Source organism: Streptococcus suis (genome assembly GCF_016743335.1).
GTDB lineage: Bacteria > Bacillota > Bacilli > Lactobacillales > Streptococcaceae > Streptococcus > Streptococcus suis_Y.
Genome location: NZ_WCJE01000007.1, coordinates 1 through 23,381, shown reverse-complemented (window position 1 = coordinate 23,381; position 23,381 = coordinate 1). Strand labels below are relative to the sequence as shown.

Genomic DNA, 23,381 nt, shown 5'->3' with positions numbered 1-23,381 from the left:
AAATGAGTCACAGACCTTTTTTTTCAATCAATATCCCTGTTTACAATGGCGAAGATTATCTGGAGCAGGCTTTAGAATCCTGTCGTTATCAGACTTTTCAGGATTTTGAGATTGTTTTGGTGGATGATTGTTCGACAGATAGGACGGTTGCTATCAGCCAAGAGTTTCAGGAGAAGTTGGCTCAGCCTCTGCGTATCCTATCGCATGTGGTCAATAAAGGGGAGCTGGCATCTCGTTTGACGGGCTATCAAGCGTCAAAAGGTCGCTATATCGTTAGTCTTGATCAGGATGACCTCCTTCGCAAGGACTGTCTGGAGCAGATTTATAACTTAGTAGTAGAGACCCATGCAGATATGGTGTTGTACAATTTTTCAGAGCAGGCAGATTTTGAGCTGGCCTGTAAGGACTTTCCTTTTACGTCGTATGAGAGGATTGCTAAAAAGGACCTACTCTCATGGTATTTCAGTCAGTATGGATCTGCCATGTGGTACAAGGCTTTTAAACGTGAGATAGCTCCTACAGTAGAGGAATGTGGCGAGCATGATCCAAGTACATTCGGAGATGTCTTGCCTACGAGTATCCTTTATGAAAAATGTCAATCGCCCTATTATCTTGGGGAAAATCTTTATTTTCATCGGATATACGAGGAGAGTATGTTTATGTCACTCACGCTAGTCAAGCGTTACCAGATTAGGAGCTACCTCAATGCTCTTCTTTTTGAGCGGTTACAGGCCTATCCCTTGGAAGAAAGAAACGTTTATCAACAATCTCTGCGAGAAGTCGCCCTTCGCGATCAGGTAAAGTTGCTGAAAAAAGGCTTACGAAGCAGTGGAAGCTACACTGAAAAATATCTATTTTTAAAACAATTAGGCCAACCTCCTTACTTTCAAGAAAGTGTTGCCTATCTTGATACGATGCCCATTTTTCACCGCTATAAAAAGCTAGTGAAGCTCGTTGCCAAACACCACTATCATCTTGCGATAGGGTATCATTGGTATGCTAGAAAGATATGGAAGTTGAGAAAACAAAGATGAAAAAAAAGATTTTTAGAACGGTTTTAACCTCCTATCTTTCTCAACTGGTTGGGATTGTATTTGGCTTAATTGCTCCTGGGTTGATTATCAGTCATTTTGGGTCAGATTTGAGAGGATTGGGGGCTACCTTGTCAGCCTATCTGGGCTATTTTGCCGCCTTTGACTCTAGTGTTCCGACCATTGTTCAGGCTCAGCTTTACAAACCTTTGGCGGATAAGGACTATAAGAAAGTCAATACGATTTTGAATTCTGCGGAGCAGTTTTTCAGGCGACAGGGGTTGATGTTTGCGTTGTATGCCCTATTGATTGGTATCGGTCTGCCTGTTATTATCCAGATGCCGTTTGACCGCTGGACCATGCTTGTATTGACCCTTATTTCAGCTTTTGGTACTTTTGTAGAGTACATGTTTCGGCGCAAGCATCGGATGTTGCTTCGGGCAGACGGGAAGTCCTATGTTTCCATGAGCATCGGGATTGGGATGCAGGTCGTGACGCAGCTTTCTGTGATTGTGGCTGTGACGGCTGGGATTTCCTATCTCGGCTATAAGAGCTTGATGGCTGGACTAGGCTTGCTAACTCCTATCCTAATCTGGCTGTATGTGAAGCGACACTATCCTTTTCTTAAGAATGAATCGACAGAAGCAGAAGTCATCCCCTTAAAAAATAACCCTCTGGCAGTCATTGACCACATCCTTTATACCACTCGAAACTCCAGTGCTATTTTTATTATTTCGTATTTCAATGGGCTAGCGCTGGTGTCCGTTTTTACGTTCTATACGAGATTTGTCTCTATGTTTAGCAGTCTAGCAATAACAGCTTTTAATAATCTGGACTTTGTTTTGGGGCATCAGTTAGCCACAAAATCAATCGAGGAAACGCGAAAGAGTTACCAGCATCAGGTCTATCTCTGGCATAATTGGTTTGTCTATATCTATACAGTGGCGGCCTGTCTCTTCATGGCATTTTTATCCCACTATGCGAGAAAATTTTCAGGGGCAGATTATGTCCAGCCAGTCTTTGCCTATGTCTATCTCGTATCTGATTTCTTAGATAATACACGAATTATGTCTTCCTACGCTTTTAAGGCGGCAGGGCATTGGGAAAGGAATCGAAAGAGTTTTATTTTTGAGTCTATAGTGCTCATCGTCTTGTCACTTGTTTTGTTTTTATCCATTGGTCTTGTGGGCTTGGCGGTAGCAGCAGTCGTTGCCAATTTATACCGCCTCTTCTACAATAATCGCTATCTGAGCCGAGAGATACTCTATATAGATGGGAAAAAATCTTCTTTGATGAGTGTTGGCGGTGCTTTGTTTATCGTGGTGGTGGGCTTGTCTTTTCAATTCCTATATCCATTCCAGGTATCGAGCTACGTCGATTTTATCCTTCCAGGGCTTGCAGCACTTGTCTATGTAGCCGTACTCTTATTTGTCTGTAACTGGGTCTTGAGTCAGGAATTTCGACAACTGACGAAAAAACTTGTAGCAAGAGTATTCGGATGATGGTGTTCTTAAATGAAACATTTTCGCGAATAAATAGCACAACAGATTCATGATTTGATTGTTTTCGTCACAAATTGTATAATAGATTTTATCAATCATGTTAGGAGATAGATGTGATGAAACAATTTTCATTAGAAGTTTTAGCGAATACATTACTAAACAAACGCCGTCAAGACAGCCTATCACAGCAAGATGTAGCTGATAGGACAGGCATCAATCGTTCTGTCATCAGTCGTATTGAGCAGGGAGAACATACTCCCAGTCTTGCTCAGTTGGAGTTGCTGGCTCAGACATTGGCATGTGATGTGACGGATTTTTATGTGGAGAAAAAGATAGAGCGAGACATTCCTTCTCGGACGAAGATTGCAGTGGCTGGGACTGGCTATGTCGGACTCTCCTTGGCTGTCTTGCTGGCACAATACCATGATGTCACCGCAGTTGATGTCGTGGAAGAAAAGGTTGCGCTTTTACAGGCGGGACGTTCTCCCATCCAGGATGACTATATTGAAGCCTATCTAGCTGAAAAGGACTTAAGTTTGATGGCGACCTTGGATGCTGAGACGGCCTATGCAGAAGCAGAATTTGTCGTGATTGCTGCTCCGACAAACTACGATAGTGCAAAAAACTACTTTGATACGAGTCATGTCGAGGCGGTGATTGCCCTTGTTAGGGCTGTCAATCCGCAGGCGGTTATGGTCATCAAGTCAACAGTGCCAGTTGGTTTTACCCAGCGGATGCGCGAACAGTTCCAAACGGGTCGTATCCTCTTTAGTCCAGAGTTTTTGAGAGAATCAAAAGCACTATACGATAATCTCTATCCATCACGCATTATCGTATCTTGCGAAGCTACAGACAGTGAAGAGGTTCAGGAGCTTTCTAGCCAATTTGCTGCTTTACTTGCTCATGCAGCCTTGAATGATGCGCCACTGCTACAGATGGGTGCGACAGAAGCAGAAGCAGTGAAGCTTTTTGCCAATACCTATCTAGCGCTTCGTGTGTCGTATTTTAATGAACTGGATACCTACGCAGAATTGAAAGGCTTGAATACTCAGGATATTATTACTGGTATCGGTTTGGATTCACGGATAGGTCAGCACTACAACAATCCGTCATTTGGCTATGGTGGGTACTGCTTGCCCAAAGATACCAAGCAGTTACTTGCCAATTACGATGACGTACCTCAAAACATGATGTCTGCCATTGTCGAAGCCAATCGGACAAGAAAGGATTTTATCGCTGATCAGGTGTTGAAGATGGCTGGTTACTATGATTACACTGACCATGGAAGCTATAATCAGGAGAATGAGAAGGACTTGGTGATTGGGATTTACCGCTTGACCATGAAGAGTCAGTCGGATAATTTCAGACAGAGTGCCATTCAAGGCGTGATGAAGCGGATAAAGGCCAAGGGGGCACAGGTCATTGTCTACGAGCCGACCTTGGAAAATGGTAGCCGCTTCTTTGGCTCTAAGGTGGTCAATCATCTAGCCAGCTTTAAAAAGAAAAGTCATGCCATCATCGCCAATCGCTACGATGCCGTTTTAGATGATGTAGCAGATAAGGTCTACACCAGAGATATTTTTAGGAGAGATTAGATGAGAATGATAAAAGTATGGGGAAGTAGCTTCTACACCAATCCTTACCCCGTTATGCTGTTCTTACTTGCCCTTGTATTATTTGTCTTACAATGGTCCTACCCTGTCATCATGGACGATAAGTGGTGGCCGGATAGGTCATTCAGTCTGGACTTTATGGTCGAGCGCTACCAGATTTGGTCGAGTCGCCTGTTTATTGAAAGTTTTGCCTTGCTGTTTAGTCACCTCCCTAAACTCTTCCGTTTGTTCAATAGTCTCGTCTTTGTTGGCTTACTGGATATCATACTAGCCAATAGCTTGGGGAGGAAAGTCAAGTACCTTTTTCTTCTTGTGGGGTTCTTTGCTCTACTTCCGATATCGATGTTTTTAATTCCCGGCTTGATGATGACCAATCTAAACTACCTATGGCCAGTGACAGCAGGTTTAGCCAGTTTTCTTCTCTATCGTAGCTACCAAGAAAGAAAATTCAAACATAATATATATATATATATATATATATATTATGTCGAGTATATTACTACTCTTTGCTACGAATCACGAGCAAGTAGCAGTTGTTTCTCTAGCCGTTTGGGCCTATGAATGGTGGAGGCAAAAAGGTCTACCACCACTTGGATGGCTTTTGTTCTTCCTCACAGGGTGTAATCTTGTCTTTGCCCTTTTGTCACCTGGGGTGTCCTCACGGGCTATGAAGCAAGCAAATAAATACTTTCCTGAGTTTTTTCATTTAACCTTGTGGGATAAGACATTATTAGGCTTGTCTCATGTTGGAAAGACGCTTTTGTATAATATCAATCATCTCTTTGTTGTCTTTTTGTTGCTCTTGGTCTTAAATCTTTTCCTGACACCTCTGGCTAAAAAGCAGTTGTTCCCTTTCTTGCTTTTTGTACCTTTTATGGCTCTATTGTCCCTTGGTCAGCTCTTTATGAAGGTCGGTAATTCCATGGGAATCTTACAAGATTTATTTGCTTATCCTAAATTTTATGCCGGAAAGGTTAAAACGCTTCCTGGTTGGCTGACACAGGAAGTATCTGCTTTGTTTGTAGTAGCTATCATTTGTCTGCTCTGCTTGATTGCCTACGCCCTTTATCTGGTCTTTAGACGGTTGGACTTGGTTTATTTTTGGTTTGTAGCTGTGGCAAGTCTAGCTATGGTTGGTTTTTCTGGAACTATTTTTACATCAGGGGATCGTATCTCCTTTATCTTGGCACTCTACCTCATCTACCTGTCGTGTTTGCTCGTCTCTAGGTTGATGGATATAAAAAGAAAACATCTCACTATTCAGAAAGGAAGTCTATGATGTTAGATAAGATTCAGAAAATCATTCCGCCTAGATGGGCGAGTTTGCTATCGCTGTCAGCCTTTTTCATGCTGACAGTCACTCATCGTACAACCTTAGCCCTATTGGTGATGTTGGGAGCGATAGCGACTGCATATATATATATATATATATAACAGAAGAGAATGGGTTTGGGTCAATCTATGATTGGTCTCGCTATGCGACTTACCTCCCTCTAGCAGTCTTGATTGTAGGGGGTATGGTGACAAAATTATTTGGTTGGATGGGCATTAGCATTAGTTTTACCATAACTAACATTCTTCGGATTCTTGCTATTCCGATTATTGCTCAGGTTTTGTCACATTTTCATAGACTGCTTGTCAATTGGTGGCAGGGTCTATCATGCGAAGTAGCGACCAAGAAGTGGGTCTTTTCGGCGAAAACAAGCTTTGCCATCCTGTTTGGCATTTATCTCCTTGGGATTAGTGCCCTTTTGAGAGCAAATGTCTACTATAATGATGATCAAGGGCGATTTTTTAGAGGTAATCGAGGTTGGGATGATTGGAGTCGCTTTTTTACGGAGAGAAGCTCCATTTACTTTTTTGGGGGTAAGTTTGCGGTTGATGTCTCTCCCTATAGTCAGATACTGGCAGTCGCTATCCTAGCTCTTGTTGGTATTCTCCTATTAGGTCTGCTTTATAAGCGTAAGGCATTTACGATTTGGGAAGTAGTAGCACTTGTACCTTTGGGTTTAAATCCTTTTTTCATCGTCAATCTTAGCTATAAATTTGATGCTCCTTTTATGGCTTTCTCACTGCTTGCTGCGGTCTTTCCGCTTGTGTTCCGCTTTTCAGGGGCTAGATGGTATGTCTTAGCTTGTTTTCTTGGAAGCTTACTGGTCATGACATCCTACCAGGCTTCTTTTGGGATTTTTCCCATGCTAGTCATCCTATTGCTCCTGAGAATGTGGCAGGAGAAGGGCTGGCATCAGACATTAGTTGACTTCTTCTGGCAGTCGCTGTTAGGATATGGAGCAGGTGCTCTGTACTTCTATCTAGTTGTTATGATTGCTCCTCGTAAAGATTATCTTGATGTAAGTATTCCTGCTCTTTTGGAGATTCCTGAGTTTCTCCTAAAAAACTATACAGCTTATTTTAGCAAGGTATGGGATGGGTCTACCCCTTTGTGGCTTATTTCCACTTTGGTCATTTTTGGAAGTTTCCTAGTGTACTTTATTAGAAAAAAGAGAAATCTTTTTGGATTTAGCCTACCTCTTGTCTCGCTTGTATTGATGTTGTTACTATCTTTTGGTTTCTACCCCATTCTGGTAGAACCGCAGACACATACTCGTGCCATGTACGGTCTAGCGGTCGTTGTCGTCCTCTGTGGAGTGGTTTTAGTAGAGCAGGGGGAACGACCTGTTTTTCGTTTACCAATTCTTGTCCTTGCCTACAGCTTTTTTATCTATGCTTTGGTCTATGGAAATGCTCTAGCGACTATTGATGACTATAGAAACTTCCGTCTTCAGTTGGTCTATGAGGATTTGAGTCACTTACCACAGGTTAAGAATAAAGAGACAGTAGATGTATATTTTACTGGAAAGATTCCTGCGCCACCGACCTTAAAAAAGCAGTTTCTTGCCTACCCAATGTTAGCAATCAGTCATAATGAGTATTGGGATCGTAGAATGCTGAGTCACTTGCCTACTGTGCAAACAATTAAAGGCATACCCGACACTCAACTTCCTGCATTAACACATCTTCCTATGCTAGTGGACACATACTACCACACTATCTATGGGGATGATAAGATGATTTACATTCGCTTGAAGGAAGATGGAAAGCTAGTTGAATGATAAATGAGAAGGAGATTGCATGTCCGCAAAAGAAAACAATAAAAAAATAGTAGCAGGGGGGGTAATCCTGTTCCTGCTACTCGTCCTTGGATTGAGTTTCTATCCGAGTTTTACAGCTGATACGTATATTCATTTTAATCGCACATGGATGGAAAGTGCCATCAACATGTCTCGTAGAAATGGGCGTCCTTTCATTTCTTTATTCTTTATCCTGATGGGGAGTCTGCATCAAGCGCCAGAACTCTATTTGCTTATCTCAAGTTGTTTAGCACTTTGTTTTCTGGGCTTGTCTGTGTGGTGTTTAGCGAGATTGTTTGAAACGACTGAGGTAGCTTCCTCTTTGATGGCTCCTTTTTTGTCATTAATCATCTTGGTCAATCCCTTTATCATCAGCTATTTTTTATTTGTTGAACGTGGTATGATGATGTTTGCTTTATTGATGGCTATTCTTGCCACTTATATACGGATTTGCAAACCGATCACGCACTGGCTCCTGGTTTCTACCGTTTTAGCGACAGTATCCATGCTCACCTACCAGTCCTTTACTTCCTTGTACTTGATGCTTTGTCTGTGTTTTGCGGTGGAAAAACGAGATGTTAAGACTGCTATTCGTAGCTTTCTCATCTCCTCTATCCCATTTGTCGTGAGTGGTCTTGTTTCACTTCTTTACCTAAAACTCTTTGGCATTGGTCGATTTAATCTTGAAAATCTCGGACTAGTCGCTCGAATGTTACAACTTTTAAAAAGTTTGATCAAATCATATATTTTAGGTTTCAACATTGGTCCCGATGGTTTTCTTTTGTTTTCACTTTTGCTTGCCATTGGCTATCTCCTCTGGAGAGTGAAACGACAACTTAATGGAACAGCAGCTGAGAAGACGAGAGCGAAGCTTATCTTGCTGGCTCTTCCTTTATTGTTTCTTTTGCCATGTGCCCTAAGTTTGGTTACAAAAGCTGGTTCAGGTGCTCGGTCTACGTATTCGGCTGCTTGTTTGGTTGGTCTCTTCTTATTATTGGCTAGACTAGACTTCAAAAAGGCTAAGCTAGTCAAAGGTACACTAGTCACCCTCTATCTAGCAGTACTTACGCTGACATTTAACAAAATATTTTTACAACAGATAGTCGTCACCCAGTTGGACCAAAACCGTATGCAGGTGGTACAGCAAATGGTTCGTGACTATGAGGAAAAGACGCAGATAAAAGTAACAAAGCGAGCAATATATACAGATGCACATCCTCGCTTGGATAATCAATATACAGACTTTATAGATAGTCATTCGGGAATACTTAACACGGGGAATTTAGTGAAAAGCCCCGTTACAAATTTCTACCCATTTTCAATCTATACGTATATGACAGGGGAAAAGCTTGAACGAGTAGAAAGAGATTCCGCTATAAAAGCCTATTTTAAAAGCAAGGACTGGTCAACCTTCTCACCAGACCAAATCATCATCAAAGGTGATACCATTCATATGGCGGTGTATTGAAAAGGTCCTCTATTTTAGAAAAAAGAAAAAATTTAGGCTAGAAGATGGAAAAAAGACAAATATCTCGATTGAGGTTTGTCTTCATTCTGAAAGTCGTTAGAAATGTCATTCTAGCGACTTTGTCTTTGATCTGAGAGTACTTCCCACGAGCTACCTCTCTGCATATGTAGAGTATTTTTTAGTCAGCAATTGGTCAACCTTTGCGATTTTTATAGTCTTTTAGTTTACTTTTAGTACTAGGCAACGAGCTGCAGGCTGTACTGGAGTACGGCAAAGCGAGTTAACGAAGTAATAAAAGAAAAACTAAATGACGATATATATCCAAGATGATGACGAAGTCTTATTTTACCTTATTTTAACGTAAATAAAACTGCAGTGGGTAGATGAAATGTTAACACCTAGAGGCTGGGCAAAAAGCCCAGCTCCACTACTCAGAGTTCGTGTCAACATCTCAGCGCAGTGGTTGATTGGCTTTAACAGTCTGGGAGACTGTTAAAGGTTGGAGATAAGATTTGCAAAGCAAATCTCAGCAATTCGTGTTTCACACTCCAAATCTGACCTTTACTATTGTTGCGAACAGAGTTCGCCTTATTTCCAACCTCCAACTGTCTCCCAGACAGTTGGAGCTGTACGGGGATGGGAGGTCAAACAGTCAGAGTAGTGACTGTTTGAGCGCGGAAATAAAACAAACGAAGTTTGTGTCAAAATAGTCCAGTGGAGTGAGACAGTTCGGGGAACTGTTTCAGCTGGTCACCTAAAAATAAGAAAGTGACCATAGAAGCCCGAACCTACATATTTGGAAGTGAGGGGAACTCTTCTATGAATGGTCGAGTTCTTTCCCACTCCCTTTCTTTATCTCTTTCCTATTTTCAGGAGATAAGCTGAAAAGGGCTATCCCCAGTACTTTTCACTGTTCAAGGCAATCAAAATCCGTTTTTTAAAGTTCTCATCTTCCTGAAACCAAAGGCTTTTCTTTTAAAATAGAACAAAAAACCACCAGCTAAACTGGCGGTAGAGAAGGCTTTCGATTCAATGAAAATCAATTTCAGACGAATTCTATTGGGATGAGAATGAACGGTTGTGACAGGAAATAGGACAAATGACATTCTATCATAAATGGAATCATTGATTGTGAACTGGGAAAATTCTAAAGAATTGTAATTGTTCTTGATACAATTGATTGTATTTGCTAGCTTGTGATAAGCTGGATAGAATTGTTTGGGTACGACTTGGATAGTCAGTGATGATACCATCTACTCCGATTGAGTCTGCTTGTTGAACACCTTCATCAGTATTGACTGTCCATACATAAAGTGATTTTCCTGATTCACGAATATAGTTAAGTAATTCGTCGGTTAGTTGGTCCAATGGAACACTATAGCCCGTTAGATTAGGCAATTCATTTTCCGGAGGAGTATTCATTAACAAGTATGTTTCGAATTTTGGGGAGTAGGAGAGGGCAGTTTTCATGAAATCATAGCTGCCAGCCTGGAGTTGGTGTCCATCTTTCTCAAAGAGTTGCTGATATTTTTTCATGAAATTATCCACTATCTGAGGACTATCCTGTTCTGAAGTTTTAAAGTCAATTAAGAGTTTCTGATTTTGAGCGGATGCTTCAGCTAGAATCTGATCAAAACTTGCGATTTTAGCAGTATGCCCAGCTGCATCTGTTATTGTCGTTTCTGTTAGACTTGCTAATGTGAGATCATGGGGACGATAATCAATACCCGCCCAGTTGATCAAACTTGGATCATGAAATGCAATAAACTCAAAGTCGGCGGTCTCCCAAAGATCGATTTCAATATAATCTGGCTTACTTTGGCTAGCTATTTGGACAGCCTCAACCGTATTTTCGATGGCTTGATGATCATTTAGAGCACGATGAGAAATGACAAGAGGAGACTGAGGCAGATGAAATCTTGCTTCATACTGGGCGAATAAAAAAACAGGTAAGGCTGGAAGAAAAATGACAAGAAGTGAGGAGGGGTTCCACCAAGTGAATCTTTCATTAAATACTATTTTCCACCAGACCCATAAAGGAAGGGTAATGGCAAGGACTAGGTTGCTATATAGAAGAGCAAAAAATAGAATATAAATTGTCTGTACATGATTGGGAAATAGATCTGAGAGTAGGGATTGTGTAAAGCTATTGGCTAAACTTGATCCGTACCAAGTTCCCAGACTTAGTAAGGGGATAAGAATGCTAAGGATACATTTTTGCCACCTAGGACGACGTATTCTATTTTTGGGACGTCTTTGATGACTTTTTGAGTGATTTGTTGGCATAAGAACAATTACTTTCTAAAAAACATTCTTAACAATTGTATCAAATTTTATAGGTTTTAGCCAATTGAATTAGTGGGATTTCAAAAAACGAAGGTAGCTCCATATATTGCTAATGAAACAATATGAAATTCTTGCTTTTTTATTAAATAAGTTATATAATAAGAACGTTGAAAACTAACTTGTAGATTTACAAGTTACAATTTTCACAAAAGGATTAAAAGGCTTGCCTTTTAAAATAAAGAACTCGATTTTCATAAGGAGGAAATCATTCATGGTAGTTAAAGTTGGTATTAACGGTTTCGGACGTATCGGTCGTCTTGCTTTCCGTCGTATCCAAAACGTAGAAGGTGTTGAAGTTACTCGTATCAATGACCTTACAGATCCAGCAATGCTTGCACACTTGTTGAAATATGACACAACTCAAGGTCGTTTCGACGGTACTGTTGAAGTTAAAGATGGTGGTTTTGAAGTTAACGGTAAATTCGTTAAAGTTTCTGCTGAGCGTGAGCCAGGAAACATTGACTGGGCTACTGACGGTGTAGATATCGTTTTGGAAGCAACAGGTTTCTTTGCTTCTAAAGAAAAAGCTGAGCAACACATCCACGCTAACGGTGCTAAAAAAGTTGTTATCACTGCTCCTGGTGGTAACGATGTTAAGACTGTTGTATTTAACACTAACCACGACATCCTTGATGGTACTGAAACAGTTATCTCAGGTGCTTCATGTACTACAAACTGTTTGGCTCCAATGGCTAAAGCTCTTCATGACAACTTCGGTATCGTTGAAGGTTTGATGACTACAATCCACGGTTACACTGGTGACCAAATGGTTCTTGATGGACCACACCGTGGTGGTGACCTTCGTCGTGCTCGTGCTGCTGCTGCAAACATCGTTCCTAACTCAACTGGTGCTGCTAAAGCTATCGGCTTGGTAATCCCAGAATTGAACGGTAAATTGGACGGTGCTGCACAACGTGTTCCAGTTCCAACAGGTTCTGTAACTGAATTGGTAGCAGTACTTGACAAAAACGTTACTGCTGAAGAAGTTAACGCTGCAATGAAAGCTGCTTCAAACGAATCTTATGGTTACACTGAAGACCAAATCGTTTCTTCAGATATCGTAGGTATCTCATTCGGTTCATTGTTCGACGCAACTCAAACTAAAGTTCTTGACGTTGACGGCAAACAATTGGTGAAAGTTGTTTCATGGTATGACAACGAAATGTCTTACACTTCACAACTTGTTCGTACTCTTGAGTACTTCGCAAAAATCGCTAAATAATCCTTAGTGAAAATCAAAGAGGCTTCGGCCTCTTTTTTCATTCGTTCTTTTTGTAGATTTGTGAAAAAAATATCTTTATACAAGAAAAAATACAGAAAATATGGTACAATGGTAGGGTAAATTTAAATTAAGGAGTTCTTATCTAATGGCAAAATTGACTGTTAAAGATGTAGAATTGAAAGGCAAAAAAGTTCTTGTCCGTGTGGACTTCAACGTGCCTTTGAAAGATGGCGTTATCACTAACGATAACCGTATTACAGCAGCTCTTCCAACAATCAAGTATATTCTTGAGCAAGGTGGACGTGCAATTCTTTTCTCTCACCTTGGTCGTGTGAAAGAAGAAGCTGACAAAGAAGGTAAATCATTGGCTCCTGTAGCAGCTGACTTGGCAGCTAAATTGGGTCAAGATGTTGCTTTCATCGCAGGTGCTACTCGTGGTGCTGAATTGGAAGCTGCTATCAATGCTTTGGAAGATGGACAAGTTCTCCTTGTTGAAAACACTCGTTTCGAAGATGTTGATGGTAAGAAAGAATCTAAAAACGACGAAGAACTTGGTAAATACTGGGCTTCACTTGGTGACGGTATCTTCGTTAACGATGCATTTGGTACTGCACACCGTGCACACGCATCAAACGTTGGTATCTCAGCAAACGTAGAAAAAGCAGTAGCTGGTTTCCTTTTGGAAAACGAAATTGCTTACATCCAAGAAGCTGTTGAAACTCCAGAGCGTCCATTTGTGGCAATCCTTGGTGGTTCAAAAGTATCTGATAAGATCGGTGTTATCGAGAACCTTCTTGAAAAAGCTGACAAAGTTCTTATCGGTGGTGGTATGACTTACACATTCTACAAAGCTCAAGGTATCGAAATCGGTAACTCACTTGTAGAAGAAGATAAGCTTGATGTGGCAAAAGCACTTCTTGAAAAAGCTAATGGTAAATTGATCTTGCCAGTTGACTCAAAAGAAGCTAACGCATTTGCAGGTTACACTGAAGTTCGTGACACTGAAGGTGAAGCTGTTTCAGAAGGCTTCCTTGGTCTTGACATCGGTCCTAAGTCAATCGCTAAGTTTGACGAAGCTTTGACTGGTGCGAAAACAGTTGTTTGGAATGGTCCTATGGGTGTATTTGAAAACCCAGACTTCCAAGCTGGTACAATCGGTGTAATGGACGCTATCGTGAAACAACCAGGCGTGAAATCAATCATCGGTGGTGGTGACTCAGCAGCAGCAGCTATCAACCTTGGCCGTGCAGACAAGTTCTCATGGATCTCAACTGGTGGTGGTGCATCAATGGAACTCCTTGAAGGTAAAGTATTGCCTGGTCTCGCAGCTTTGACTGAAAAGTAAGTGCAATAAACTTGAAGGCTAAAATGCAACGGATTTCCGTTGCATTTTGTGCATCGCGTAGAGTTTCTACGAAGCTAAGCGAGTTAGAAAGTCTAACAAGGTGAAAAGTTCTTCCAGGTCTTGCAGCTCTTACTGAAAAGTAAAAATTACGACGAAAAGAGTTGGCAGCCCAACTCTTTTCTGTATTTCTTGGGATAATGGGCTCATTTTACAAAAAATCATGTTAGAATAGAGATATGTTTAAAAAATATGCATTTGATCCGAAAAAGTTTAGATTGGGAATGCGGACCTTTAAATCCGGTCTAGCTGTTTTTTTAGTTATAGTGCTTTTTGGTTATATGGGCTGGCAGGGTATTCAGATTGCTGCCTTGACAACGGTTTTTAGCCTGCGTGAAGACTTTGACCAAAGTGTGCATTTCGGGACTTCTCGTGTATTAGGAAATACAATCGGCGGTTTCTATGCCTTGATTTTCTTTTTGCTAGATAGATTATTTTCTAATCATTTCTGGGTAACTGCAGTATTTGTCCCCATCTTTGTCATGTTGACTATTATGACCAATGTGGCTATGAATAACAAGGCTGGGATTATTGGTGCAGTCTCTGCCTTGCTTATTATTTCTTTGTCGATTCCGGCAGGTGACACTATTCAGTATGTCTTTATTCGGGTATTTGAAACATTTATTGGCGTTTTTATTGCAATTCTGGTCAATTATGATTTGAATCTTTTGAAAAAACGATTTCAAAAGGATTGATGTTATAAAATCTAACATATCCTATTGACCGATACGAGAATTTCCCCTATAATAGTGAGCAGAAAGGAGTTCATTATGAGAGAAAAAGAGTTCCGTCGTTCCTTAGCCATTTTTCCAATTGGCAGTGTCATGAAGTTGACAGATTTAACTGCTCGTCAAATTCGTTACTATGAAGATCAAGGCTTGATTAAGCCTGATCGCAATGAAGGGAATCGTCGCTTGTATTCTCTAAACGATATGGACTTACTTTTAGAAATCAAGGATTTTTTGGATGAAGGTTTGAATATTGCTGCGATTAAGAAGGAATATGCAAATCGGGAAGCGAAAGCTAAGGTCCAAAAACAGCAGAAAACCTTGACTGATGAAGATGTCCGTCGTATCTTACATGATGAATTCAGTCGTCAGGGACGATTTTCAAGTCCTAGTTCCATTTTCCGTTCGTCGTAATTAGCTTTTAAAATAGAGGAGAAAAATAATGACATTCACAGTGGCAGATATCAAGCGCGATATCAAAGAGAAAAACGTTACCTTCCTACGTCTTATGTTTACAGACATCATGGGAGTGATGAAAAACGTAGAAATTCCAGCAACTGATGAGCAGGTCGAAAAGGTTTTGTCAAATAAGGTCATGTTTGATGGTTCATCTATTGAAGGATTTGTTCGTATCAATGAATCAGATATGTATCTTTACCCAGACTTGGATACATGGACTATCTTCCCTTGGGGTGATGAAAATGGCCGTGTAGCTGGCTTGATTTGTGATATTTATACCACAGATGCTAAGCCTTTTGCTGGTGACCCACGTGGAAATTTGAAGAAATCGCTTCGTCACATGGAAGAGGCAGGTTTCTCTTCATTCAACCTTGGTCCAGAACCAGAATTCTTCCTCTTTAAGATGGACGAACAAGGAAATCCAACGCTTGAAGTAAATGATAAAGGTGGTTACTTTGACCTCGCACCAACGGACTTGGCTGATAATACACGTCGCGAAATCGTCAATGTCTTGACAGAGATGGGCTTTGAAGTTGAAGCGAGCCATCACGAAGTGGCAGTAGGTCAGCATGAAATTGACTTCAAATATGCGGATGTCTTAAAAGCTTGTGACAATATTCAAATCTTCAAGTTAGTTGTTAAAACAATTGCTCGTAAGCATGGTATGTATGCGACATTTATGGCCAAGCCTAAGTTTGGTATTGCTGGCTCAGGTATGCACTGTAACATGTCACTCTTTGACAAGGATGGAAACAATGCCTTCTTTGATCCAGAGGATCCTCGCGGTATGCAGCTGTCTCAAACTGCTTACCATTTCCTTGGTGGTTTGATTAAGCATGCTTATAACTATACTGCTATTACAAATCCGACAGTGAACTCTTACAAGCGTTTGGTTCCAGGCTTTGAAGCTCCTGTGTATATTGCTTGGGCTGGTAAAAACCGCTCACCATTGGTTCGCGTACCTGCATCACGTGGAATGGGAACTCGTTTGGAATTGCGTTCGGTTGATCCAACTGCCAACCCATACTTAGCTATGGCAGTTCTATTGGAAGTTGGCTTGGAAGGTATTCAAAATAAAATTGAAGCACCAGCACCAGTAGAATCTAATATCTATGCAATGTCTGATGAGGAGCGTCGAGAGGCAGGAATTACAGACCTTCCTTCAACACTTCACAATGCATTGAAGGCGCTTCGTAAAGATGAAGTCGTTCGAGCAGCCTTGGGTGACCATATCTATACTAACTTTGTAGAAGCCAAGAAAATTGAATGGGCAAGCTACGCAACTTACGTTTCCCAATGGGAAATCGACAACTATTTGGATATGTATTAAAAAAATGGTCCAGTGGACCATTTTTTCACGAGTCCGGAAATTGGAAAACGAGTAATGGTCCGGTGGACCATTTTTTCATGAGTTTGAAAACAATGGAGCGAATTAGGACCCTGACGGGTCCTTTGTTCATGAGCCGAGAAATTGGAAAGCGAGTAATGGCGCTAAGACCATTTTTTCATGAGCTTGAAAACAATGGAGCGAATTAGGACCCCGACGGGTCCTTTGTTCACGAGCCGAGAAACTAGAAAGCGAGTAATGGCTCAAGCGACCATTTTTTCATGAGTCAGGAAATTGGAAATCGAGTCATGATCTAGTGGAGAGAGATTTAACCCTATCAGTCAAGCCAACCAGATGTAGCTATCCTAATTTGTTTTGTCCATTGTAGCAACTGTATTATTTAACAAAGGTAAGCTAGATTAAGCAAAAATCCCACAGGTATAACCTCTGGGATTTTAGTGTGTTATCGGTCAGGCGTCAGAATCATTGGGATAATGATTGGCTCACGTTCTGTTTTTTCGTATAGGAATGGTCGTAGGGCATTAACAATGGCTCCGTTGACCGTTTGGATATTGGCATCTTTATTGCGCATAGCAATTCGGATAGCGTTGAAAAGGACGCGTTGACTTTCGCGAATAAGCTCACCAGATTCACGCATGTAGATAAAACCACGGCTGAGAATATCTGGACCTGCCAGAATCATCTTGGATTTGAAGTCAACGGTTGCAACAGCAAGTACAACACCGTCTTCTGATAGGTCACGGCGGTCTTTGAGGACAGCTGCACCGATTTCACCGATACGGTTTCCATCTACATAGATGTCTTGGGCGTTGAACTTGCCGGCCAATCGTGCAGAATCTTTTGTCAGAGCAAGGACATCTCCGTTTTCCATGATGAAGATATTATCTTTGGGAACGCCTGTATCAACAGCTAGGCTGGCATGGATTTTTTGCATGCGGTATTCACCATGGACAGGCATGAAGTATTTTGGTTTGATCAAGCGGAGCATGAGTTTTTGTTCTTGCTGGCCACCGTGTCCAGAGGTATGGATGTTGTTGATCTTGCCGTGAATCACATCGACACCGGCTTCAATCAAGATATTGATGAGCTTGTTGACACCTGTGGTATTTCCCGGAATAGGACTGGACGAGAAGATAACCGTGTCGCCTGGCTGGAGTTGCACCTGACGGTGGGTACCATGGGCGATGCGAGAGAGTGCTGCCATAGGCTCCCCTTGGCTCCCTGTACAGAGAATCATGATCTCGCTGGCAGGGTATTCTTTGATTTCGTTTGGTTCGATAAAGGTGTCCTTAGGTACCTTGATATAGCCGAGCTCGATACCATTGACGATGGCTTTCTCCATAGAACGTCCAAAGACAGCAATTTTGCGACCAGTCTTGACTGCTGCGTCAGCCGCCTGTTGCAGACGGAAGATGTTGGAGGCAAAGGAAGCAAAGATGATACGTCCATGGATACCTTCAATCAGCTTCATGATGGACTGACCGACCACTTTTTCCGAGTTGGTAAAGGTTGGGACTTCAGCATTTGTCGAGTCGGAAAGGAGGCAGAGAACACCTTCTTCACCGAGTGCGGCCATGCGATGTAAGTCAGCTGGCTCGCCAACTGGCGTGAAGTCGAACTTGAAGTCACCGGTACAGACGATTTTTCCTTGCGGGGTGTCAACGACGATACCAAGTGGTTCTGGAATGGAGTGGGTGGTACGGAAGAAGCTGACTTTGAGGTGCTTGAAGGTCAACTCTGTATTATGATTGATTTCATGCAAGGTCGCATCACGGAGCAGTCCGTGTTCTTCCAATTTGCCTCGAATAAGGGCGAGGGCTAAAGGTCCAGCATAGATTGGGACATTGGCTTGCTTGAGTAAGAAGGGAATGCCTCCGATGTGGTCTTCGTGCCCGTGGGTAATAACCAGACCTTTAACGCGGTCTAGGTTTTCAACGATGTAGGAGTAGTCTGGGATAACGTAGTCGATACCCAATAGGTCATCTTCAGGGAACTTGATACCGGCATCGACGATGAGAATTTCATCCTTGTACTCGATACCGTAGGTATTTTTCCCGATTTCTCCCAAACCACCGATGGCGAAAACGCCAACTTCATGAGGTTTTAGATTGACTGATGACATGGATTAAAACTCCGTAATTTTGAAATCTGCGTGCTCTTTCTCGTATTCAAGATGATTGTCTGATAAGAGGTCGATAAATTCGATGTTGTATTCAGGGTGGTTGGTTTCCACCAATTCACGCGCGATAATACGGCCTTCCAATTCTGATGTAGCATCGATGTCTAGATAAAGAGCGCGTGTTTGCTCGCGACGTGGGCTAATTTTTGATTCTTGATAGAATACTTTATAAATCATGTGTAGTATAGTTCCTTTCTTTTTGACTGGCAACTATGAAAAAAGCCCCAAACAGTTGGGTCTGTCTGGTAATGCCTATTCAATTTTCTCGAGTTGTCAATTTATTCAGTCTAAATGTACTCTTCATTATACCATAAAATATGCTGATGGTAAAAGGGTTAGATAGGAAAATGGAAAAGTGTCATGATTTTCAGAAACAAGCAGAGAATAAATGGATAAATGAGCGAGATTGACAAATATATATTTGGATATTATAATGAATGAAAACGGAATTGTCAATGCATCTAGAAAGGGGATGAGTCATGGGTACAGTACCACAAATGAGATTGGGCGATTTTTACAGAGAACTCCGTCGTTCTCGCTTGGTCAAACAAAAGGATGTTGTCGGTGGAGATTTTACAGCAGCCCAGCTATCACGCTTTGAATCGGGCAAGTCTATGTTGGCAGCGGATAAGTTGATTGTGGCAGTCGAGGGCATCAACATGACCATGGAGGAGTTCACCTACAAATACCATGGCTACAAGGAAGCGCCCCATATTGAGCTGGCTAATCTGATTTCAGATTTGTATTACCGACAGGATAGGGCTGGGCTAGAGACCTTGTTGGAGTCAGACCTCTTGAAATCTGAGGGAAATCTATATTCTAGGTTAAACGGAATTGTGATCAAGGTGGCGCTGGCTGCCTTAGACGGTCAATCTGATTTTGATGAGGAAGATAGGAAGTTTTTAGCAGATTATCTCTATGCTATTGAGGAGTGGACCAGTTTTGAGTTGTATTTGTTTTTGAATGCGCAAATGTTGTTGAATGATCATATGATTGTTAGTTTATTATCTGAGTTGAAGAATAAATCCAAAAGTTATCGAAATTTAAGGAAGCATAGAGATTATTTGAAAAAAATACTAATCAATTCAGTCGGAGAAATGATAGAACGAAAGAAGTACGGTTTAGCGGAAGAATTTTTGACGGAACTGGAGAGGATGGTTGAGACAACAGATGCTTTTGAACAGATTTTTGTGAATTACTTCAAGCTATGTATTGCATTTATCAAATCTGGTAGCTCCCTGGAATTTCAAACAAAAACAGAGGCATATATTGCCTCTGTTGGATTGATAGTGAGTAGCAAAGTATCGACGCTCTTGGAACGTCATTACAAATTATGTATTTTAAAAGAAGATTGTTAATGAAGTCGGAAGAATTGGATAGATAATAATGGGTATGGTTAGTAAAAGGTAAAATACTGATTTTAAAAATGCCTTCTTCATAGCTAATCAAGCCTCCTTGTTTTTTTGTTTCATTATAACTCATTTTTCCACGGCAATTATTAACTTGAAAATATGTAATTTTATAAAAATAAATTACATATTTTCAAGTTTCAATAGTACCAATTGAGTTGTGTTAGAATTTAGACAAGAAATAATAAATGAAATCAAAGACAGGGAGGTATGTGTATGGAGATGTCACCCTATGTACTCAGTCAGGAATGTGACGAAGGTATTGTTTATTTTAATACAAAGAATAATCATTCATTTCTAATTACAAATCAATTATTAGAAAAATTGAAAACTGACGAGGAAACTAAAGAGCAATATAAGACCTACCTTGAAGAGTTTCATTATTTTCCAGAGGATAACGAAGTAAATCAGTCTTTAAGGAAGATACGTGAGATAGACGATACTTTATTAGAGTTCACAATTTTAACGCACGGAGATTGTAATTTTCGTTGCAAATATTGTTATGAGAAGTTTGAAAACATTTCTATGTCAAGAGAGACAGAGGATGCAATCCTGAGATTTGCGGAAGAGCAGTTGAGCACTGGAAAGTATAAGATTTTCAAAGTTTCATGGTTTGGTGGTGAGCCGTTGCTCGGATATCGTACGATTCAATATCTTTCTGAAAAATTCAAAGAAATTTGTTATAGACTAAATGTGGAATATCTAGCTATTATTACCACAAATGGTTACTTATTATCGCTGAATAAGTTGAAGAAATTAGTTTCTGAGTACAAGGTAATCGGCTATCAAATTACTTTAGATGGGGATCAGAATAGTCATGATTGTCAGAGGGTTTTGAAAAATGAAAGAGGCTCGTACGAACGGATATACAAAAATTTACAAGCTATGAAAGATAGTGAACTAGATTTCTTTTGTACGATTCGATTTAATATTTCAAAAGAGAATCTAGAGAATGTAAAATCTTTTCTATATGAAGATGGCGTATATTTTAAAAATGATAAGCGATTTGGATTTGCTTATCATAATGTTGGTAACTGGGGCCAAGGTGAGCGTTCGGATAAGGATTGTGTGACTTTATTAGAGTATGATGCAAGTTTTGAATTATCTCAACTCGCTATTTCGCTCGGCTACAAAACTACTTTAATTAGTCACTTTTTAAACAATCGTTTTACCTGTTATGCCAATCGGATGAATCACTATATGTTTAATGTAAGAGGGATTGTGCAATCTTGCACAGTCGCATTATATCATCCTAAAAATGTATTTGGTAATATAAATAAGTGTTTTATTAATCATGATAAATTGAGTCAATGGGTAATTGAAGTGGATGAAAACTGTAAATCATGCCCGTTTGTCTTAATTTGTAAGTCAGGTCATTGCCCAATGGCCAAGCGAATTTCAAAACATCCATCAGAGGTATTGTGTCGCAGTATACAAAGGGTTGTTGAGAGGAATCTAGCACTATTCGCGTTGACTAAATCCTATCATGATATTTTAGATGTGGGCTAGTAGGAGGAAATTATGGTAGTAAATACAAATAAAAAATATACAGAAGAAGGTCTTTTACAGACTGCAACAAATTTTTGTGTTAATCTTTGTCAAATGCCATAAGGGTTTGATAAAATTGAGAGGAGTGCTAGCCTCTCTTTTTGCTATTGGAGGTTGCTTATGAAGAGAATTCTTGGAATTTATCGTTATATTGATAAAAAATACAGATTGTTGGTGATATTTGGTATTTTTATGAATGGCGGAGTTATGCTGACTCAGCCCTTAGTAATGAGTAAGATATTGCAACTCGGGAGCGGGGATTTAAGTTTTGAAAAAATTTGGCAACTATTAGTGTATGGTTTGTCTGTTTATTTTGTGATTTATAGTCTGATGCTTTTCGCTAATCATACAAATAATATATTTAGAAGAGAAATTCATATCGGAATTCGCTCATCCTTGTTTAGAAAGCTGATTTCAAATTCTAAATATAGCCATAATGATAAGATAACTCTATTAACTCAGGATATGGAATTGTTGGGTGATAGATATCTTGAACCGATTGCAGGTTTCCTATGTTGGGGGTTTGTCAGCCTTGTTACTGCCCTTTACATCATGATGCAGGACATTTTGTTGGGCTCTATTTTTGTGGTGTGTACGATTTTGAGGCCGGTTCCACAGTTTTTACTAAATAAAAGATTGAAAAATACTGGGATGGAGTTTTCAGAACTTCGAACTAAAGTTCATGAGGAAGTATCCGATAGTATCCATGGTAGCGAAACGCTGGTTGTGAATCAAAGTGCTGAAAATAGTTTTCATCGGGTAGGTCAAATAGTTAAAGAGTATCAAGTAGCCATACAGCGATATGCTTTTACCCACAATATTGTCTTTTTCTTTAATGGTTTTATGGAGTTTTTCAGCCAGATATTGCCTGTTGCTATTGGTTTTTACTTGATTATGAATGGTGAAGCCATTACGGTCGCTAGTTTGCTGACTATGTTTATTGCGGCTAATCGTTTGGCTGGGCCAATTCAAAACTTGATGTATCAAGCGGAAGGCATTCAGGGGGCTCAGGCGATTGCAGATAAAATCTTTGGCATTTTGGAAACAGAACCCGATTTTGTGGAGCGTAAAGAAAGTCATCTGTCTGACATTCAGGGCTTGCATATGAAGGATTTAGCCAAATCCTATGGTGATAAGCAACTGTTTGCTGGTCTGAATGTATCCTTCAAGATGGGAGATAAGGTTTTAATCAAAGGTGCCAGTGGTTCTGGTAAGACAACGCTCTTTCGGATTTTGCTAGGGCAAGAAACAGCGGATGGAGGTCGTATTTATGTGACGGAGGCTGGTGGTCAGGAGCGAGAGGATTTTCAAGGTAATATCGGTTTGATTAGCCAAAGTCCGTTTTTATTTAGCGATACTATTCGTTACAATCTGACTTTGGGTGATGATTTCACAGACCAAGAACTGTTGGATGTTCTGGGGCAGGTTGGGCTTTTGGATGAATTTACAGATATTCTCAATGTGAAGGTAGAAAACAACGGTGAAAATATCTCAGGTGGTCAACGGGTTCGTCTGGAAATCGCTCGTTTCCTCTTGCGGAAGAAGGACATTCTCCTAGCAGATGAGGTGACTGCAGCCTTGGATGAGAAAAATGGCAAGGCAGTCCGTCAACTCTTGCACTCCCTGCCAATCATGATCCTCGAAATTGCCCACCATATCGATGAGGATATTCAGTATGACCAGATAGTAGAATTAAAGAAAGGTAGTGAAAGCTAGTATGAAAAAAGTAGCTATAATGATTGTTATAGCATTAACAGTTCAAGAGTTCTTTACATTGTATTTTCTTAAAAATGCTTGGGATAAGGGGGCGGTCACCTCGGATTCTTTGATGACATTAGGATTTGGCTTGTTATTCTTGAACAGTATTGCTATTCATACTTTTTACAGTTATATCAAAAAACACTATCGAAAAATCAACTGATGATAGCTGTTTTTCGAGCTATTATCCCTTTACTCGTACTTAGTCATTCTACAGAACTGAAAAGACTGGGGAAT

At 40.5% G+C, this 23,381-nt stretch carries 20 protein-coding genes; 17 read left to right on the top strand and 3 right to left on the bottom strand.

Translation table 11 applies throughout. The annotated features are described in order from the left end of the window. The first annotated feature begins 2 nt into the window (after window positions 1–2). The 8 genes from F9856_RS03450 (at window position 3) to F9856_RS03415 (ending at window position 8,745) form a co-directional block, all read left to right on the top strand. Window positions 3–1,034: a glycosyltransferase family 2 protein gene (locus F9856_RS03450; protein WP_202105740.1), complete on the top strand. Its 1,032-nt coding sequence runs from the start codon at window positions 3–5 to the stop codon at window positions 1,032–1,034. Further along, entirely contained in the window at window positions 1,031–2,533 is a 1,503-nt protein-coding gene (locus tag F9856_RS03445) for a hypothetical protein (RefSeq protein ID WP_202105739.1), read from the top strand. Before F9856_RS03450 ends, F9856_RS03445 begins: the two co-directional genes overlap by 4 nt. 116 nt (window positions 2,534–2,649) lie before the next feature. Next, complete coding sequence (locus F9856_RS03440; protein ID WP_202105738.1) at window positions 2,650–4,128, top strand: nucleotide sugar dehydrogenase; 1,479 nt, start codon at window positions 2,650–2,652, stop codon at window positions 4,126–4,128. Next, window positions 4,129–4,707: a DUF6056 family protein gene (locus F9856_RS03435; RefSeq protein WP_202105737.1), complete on the top strand. Its 579-nt coding sequence runs from the start codon at window positions 4,129–4,131 to the stop codon at window positions 4,705–4,707. It begins immediately after the preceding gene. Next, window positions 4,631–5,425 carry a hypothetical protein gene (locus F9856_RS03430; RefSeq protein ID WP_202105736.1) on the top strand — a complete coding sequence of 265 codons (795 nt, stop codon included), beginning with the start codon at window positions 4,631–4,633 and terminating at the stop codon, window positions 5,423–5,425. The genes F9856_RS03435 and F9856_RS03430 overlap by 77 nt, the downstream gene beginning before the upstream one ends. After that, on the top strand, window positions 5,425–5,580 hold the full coding sequence (locus F9856_RS03425; protein WP_202105735.1) for a hypothetical protein: 156 nt from the start codon (window positions 5,425–5,427) through the stop codon (window positions 5,578–5,580). Before F9856_RS03430 ends, F9856_RS03425 begins: the two co-directional genes overlap by 1 nt. A gap of 86 nt (window positions 5,581–5,666) precedes the next feature. Continuing rightward, window positions 5,667–7,259, top strand: a complete 1,593-nt coding sequence (locus F9856_RS03420) for a glucosyltransferase domain-containing protein (protein WP_202105734.1) — start codon at window positions 5,667–5,669, stop codon at window positions 7,257–7,259. Window positions 7,260–7,278: 19 nt separating this feature from the next. After that, window positions 7,279–8,745 carry a glucosyltransferase domain-containing protein gene (locus F9856_RS03415; RefSeq protein ID WP_202105733.1) on the top strand — a complete coding sequence of 489 codons (1,467 nt, stop codon included), beginning with the start codon at window positions 7,279–7,281 and terminating at the stop codon, window positions 8,743–8,745. 1,122 nt (window positions 8,746–9,867) lie between these two features. Here the strand turns inward: F9856_RS03415 and F9856_RS03410 are convergent. Further along, a complete protein-coding gene (locus F9856_RS03410; RefSeq protein WP_202105732.1) occupies window positions 9,868–11,031 on the bottom strand; it encodes a glycerophosphodiester phosphodiesterase family protein in 1,164 nt (387 codons plus the stop codon). 271 nt (window positions 11,032–11,302) lie between these two features. Here F9856_RS03410 and gap point away from each other — a divergent pair, with 271 nt between their 5' ends. The 5 genes from gap (at window position 11,303) to glnA (ending at window position 16,232) form a co-directional block, all read left to right on the top strand. Further along, window positions 11,303–12,313 carry a type I glyceraldehyde-3-phosphate dehydrogenase gene (gap, locus tag F9856_RS03405; RefSeq protein ID WP_024397990.1) on the top strand — a complete coding sequence of 337 codons (1,011 nt, stop codon included), beginning with the start codon at window positions 11,303–11,305 and terminating at the stop codon, window positions 12,311–12,313. 145 nt (window positions 12,314–12,458) lie between these two features. Next, on the top strand, window positions 12,459–13,658 hold the full coding sequence (locus tag F9856_RS03400; protein ID WP_014637337.1) for a phosphoglycerate kinase: 1,200 nt from the start codon (window positions 12,459–12,461) through the stop codon (window positions 13,656–13,658). A gap of 236 nt (window positions 13,659–13,894) precedes the next feature. Continuing rightward, the gene (locus F9856_RS03395; RefSeq protein ID WP_202105731.1) at window positions 13,895–14,410 is read left to right on the top strand and encodes an FUSC family protein; all 516 of its coding nucleotides are present in this window, start codon (window positions 13,895–13,897) and stop codon (window positions 14,408–14,410) included. A 75-nt stretch (window positions 14,411–14,485) separates the two neighbouring features. Then, window positions 14,486–14,857, top strand: a complete 372-nt coding sequence (locus F9856_RS03390) for a MerR family transcriptional regulator (RefSeq protein ID WP_002940041.1) — start codon at window positions 14,486–14,488, stop codon at window positions 14,855–14,857. Window positions 14,858–14,885: 28 nt separating this feature from the next. Beyond that, entirely contained in the window at window positions 14,886–16,232 is a 1,347-nt protein-coding gene (glnA, locus tag F9856_RS03385) for a type I glutamate--ammonia ligase (protein WP_202105730.1), read from the top strand. A gap of 460 nt (window positions 16,233–16,692) precedes the next feature. Here the strand turns inward: glnA and rnjA are convergent, their stop codons facing one another. Both rnjA and F9856_RS03375 read right to left on the bottom strand, forming a co-directional pair. Further along, window positions 16,693–18,372 (bottom strand): ribonuclease J1, encoded by a 1,680-nt coding sequence (gene rnjA, locus F9856_RS03380; protein WP_024412004.1) that lies wholly within the window; start codon window positions 18,370–18,372, stop codon window positions 16,693–16,695. 3 nt (window positions 18,373–18,375) lie between these two features. After that, window positions 18,376–18,606, bottom strand: coding sequence for a DNA-dependent RNA polymerase subunit epsilon (locus F9856_RS03375; RefSeq protein WP_105106865.1), 231 nt, complete (start codon window positions 18,604–18,606; stop codon window positions 18,376–18,378). A 302-nt stretch (window positions 18,607–18,908) separates the two neighbouring features. On the opposite strand from F9856_RS03375, the gene F9856_RS03370 reads away from it, so the two are divergent. From F9856_RS03370 to F9856_RS03355, 4 genes are all read left to right on the top strand, one after another. Then, window positions 18,909–19,787 (top strand): Rgg/GadR/MutR family transcriptional regulator, encoded by an 879-nt coding sequence (locus F9856_RS03370; protein WP_202105729.1) that lies wholly within the window; start codon window positions 18,909–18,911, stop codon window positions 19,785–19,787. A gap of 267 nt (window positions 19,788–20,054) precedes the next feature. Continuing rightward, entirely contained in the window at window positions 20,055–21,347 is a 1,293-nt protein-coding gene (locus tag F9856_RS03365; protein ID WP_202105728.1) for a radical SAM protein, read from the top strand. A gap of 159 nt (window positions 21,348–21,506) precedes the next feature. Then, window positions 21,507–23,102 (top strand): ABC transporter ATP-binding protein, encoded by a 1,596-nt coding sequence (locus F9856_RS03360; RefSeq protein WP_236659531.1) that lies wholly within the window; start codon window positions 21,507–21,509, stop codon window positions 23,100–23,102. Window position 23,103: 1 nt separating this feature from the next. Further along, a complete protein-coding gene (locus tag F9856_RS03355; protein ID WP_202105727.1) occupies window positions 23,104–23,307 on the top strand; it encodes a hypothetical protein in 204 nt (67 codons plus the stop codon). Window positions 23,308–23,381 lie beyond the last annotated feature (74 nt).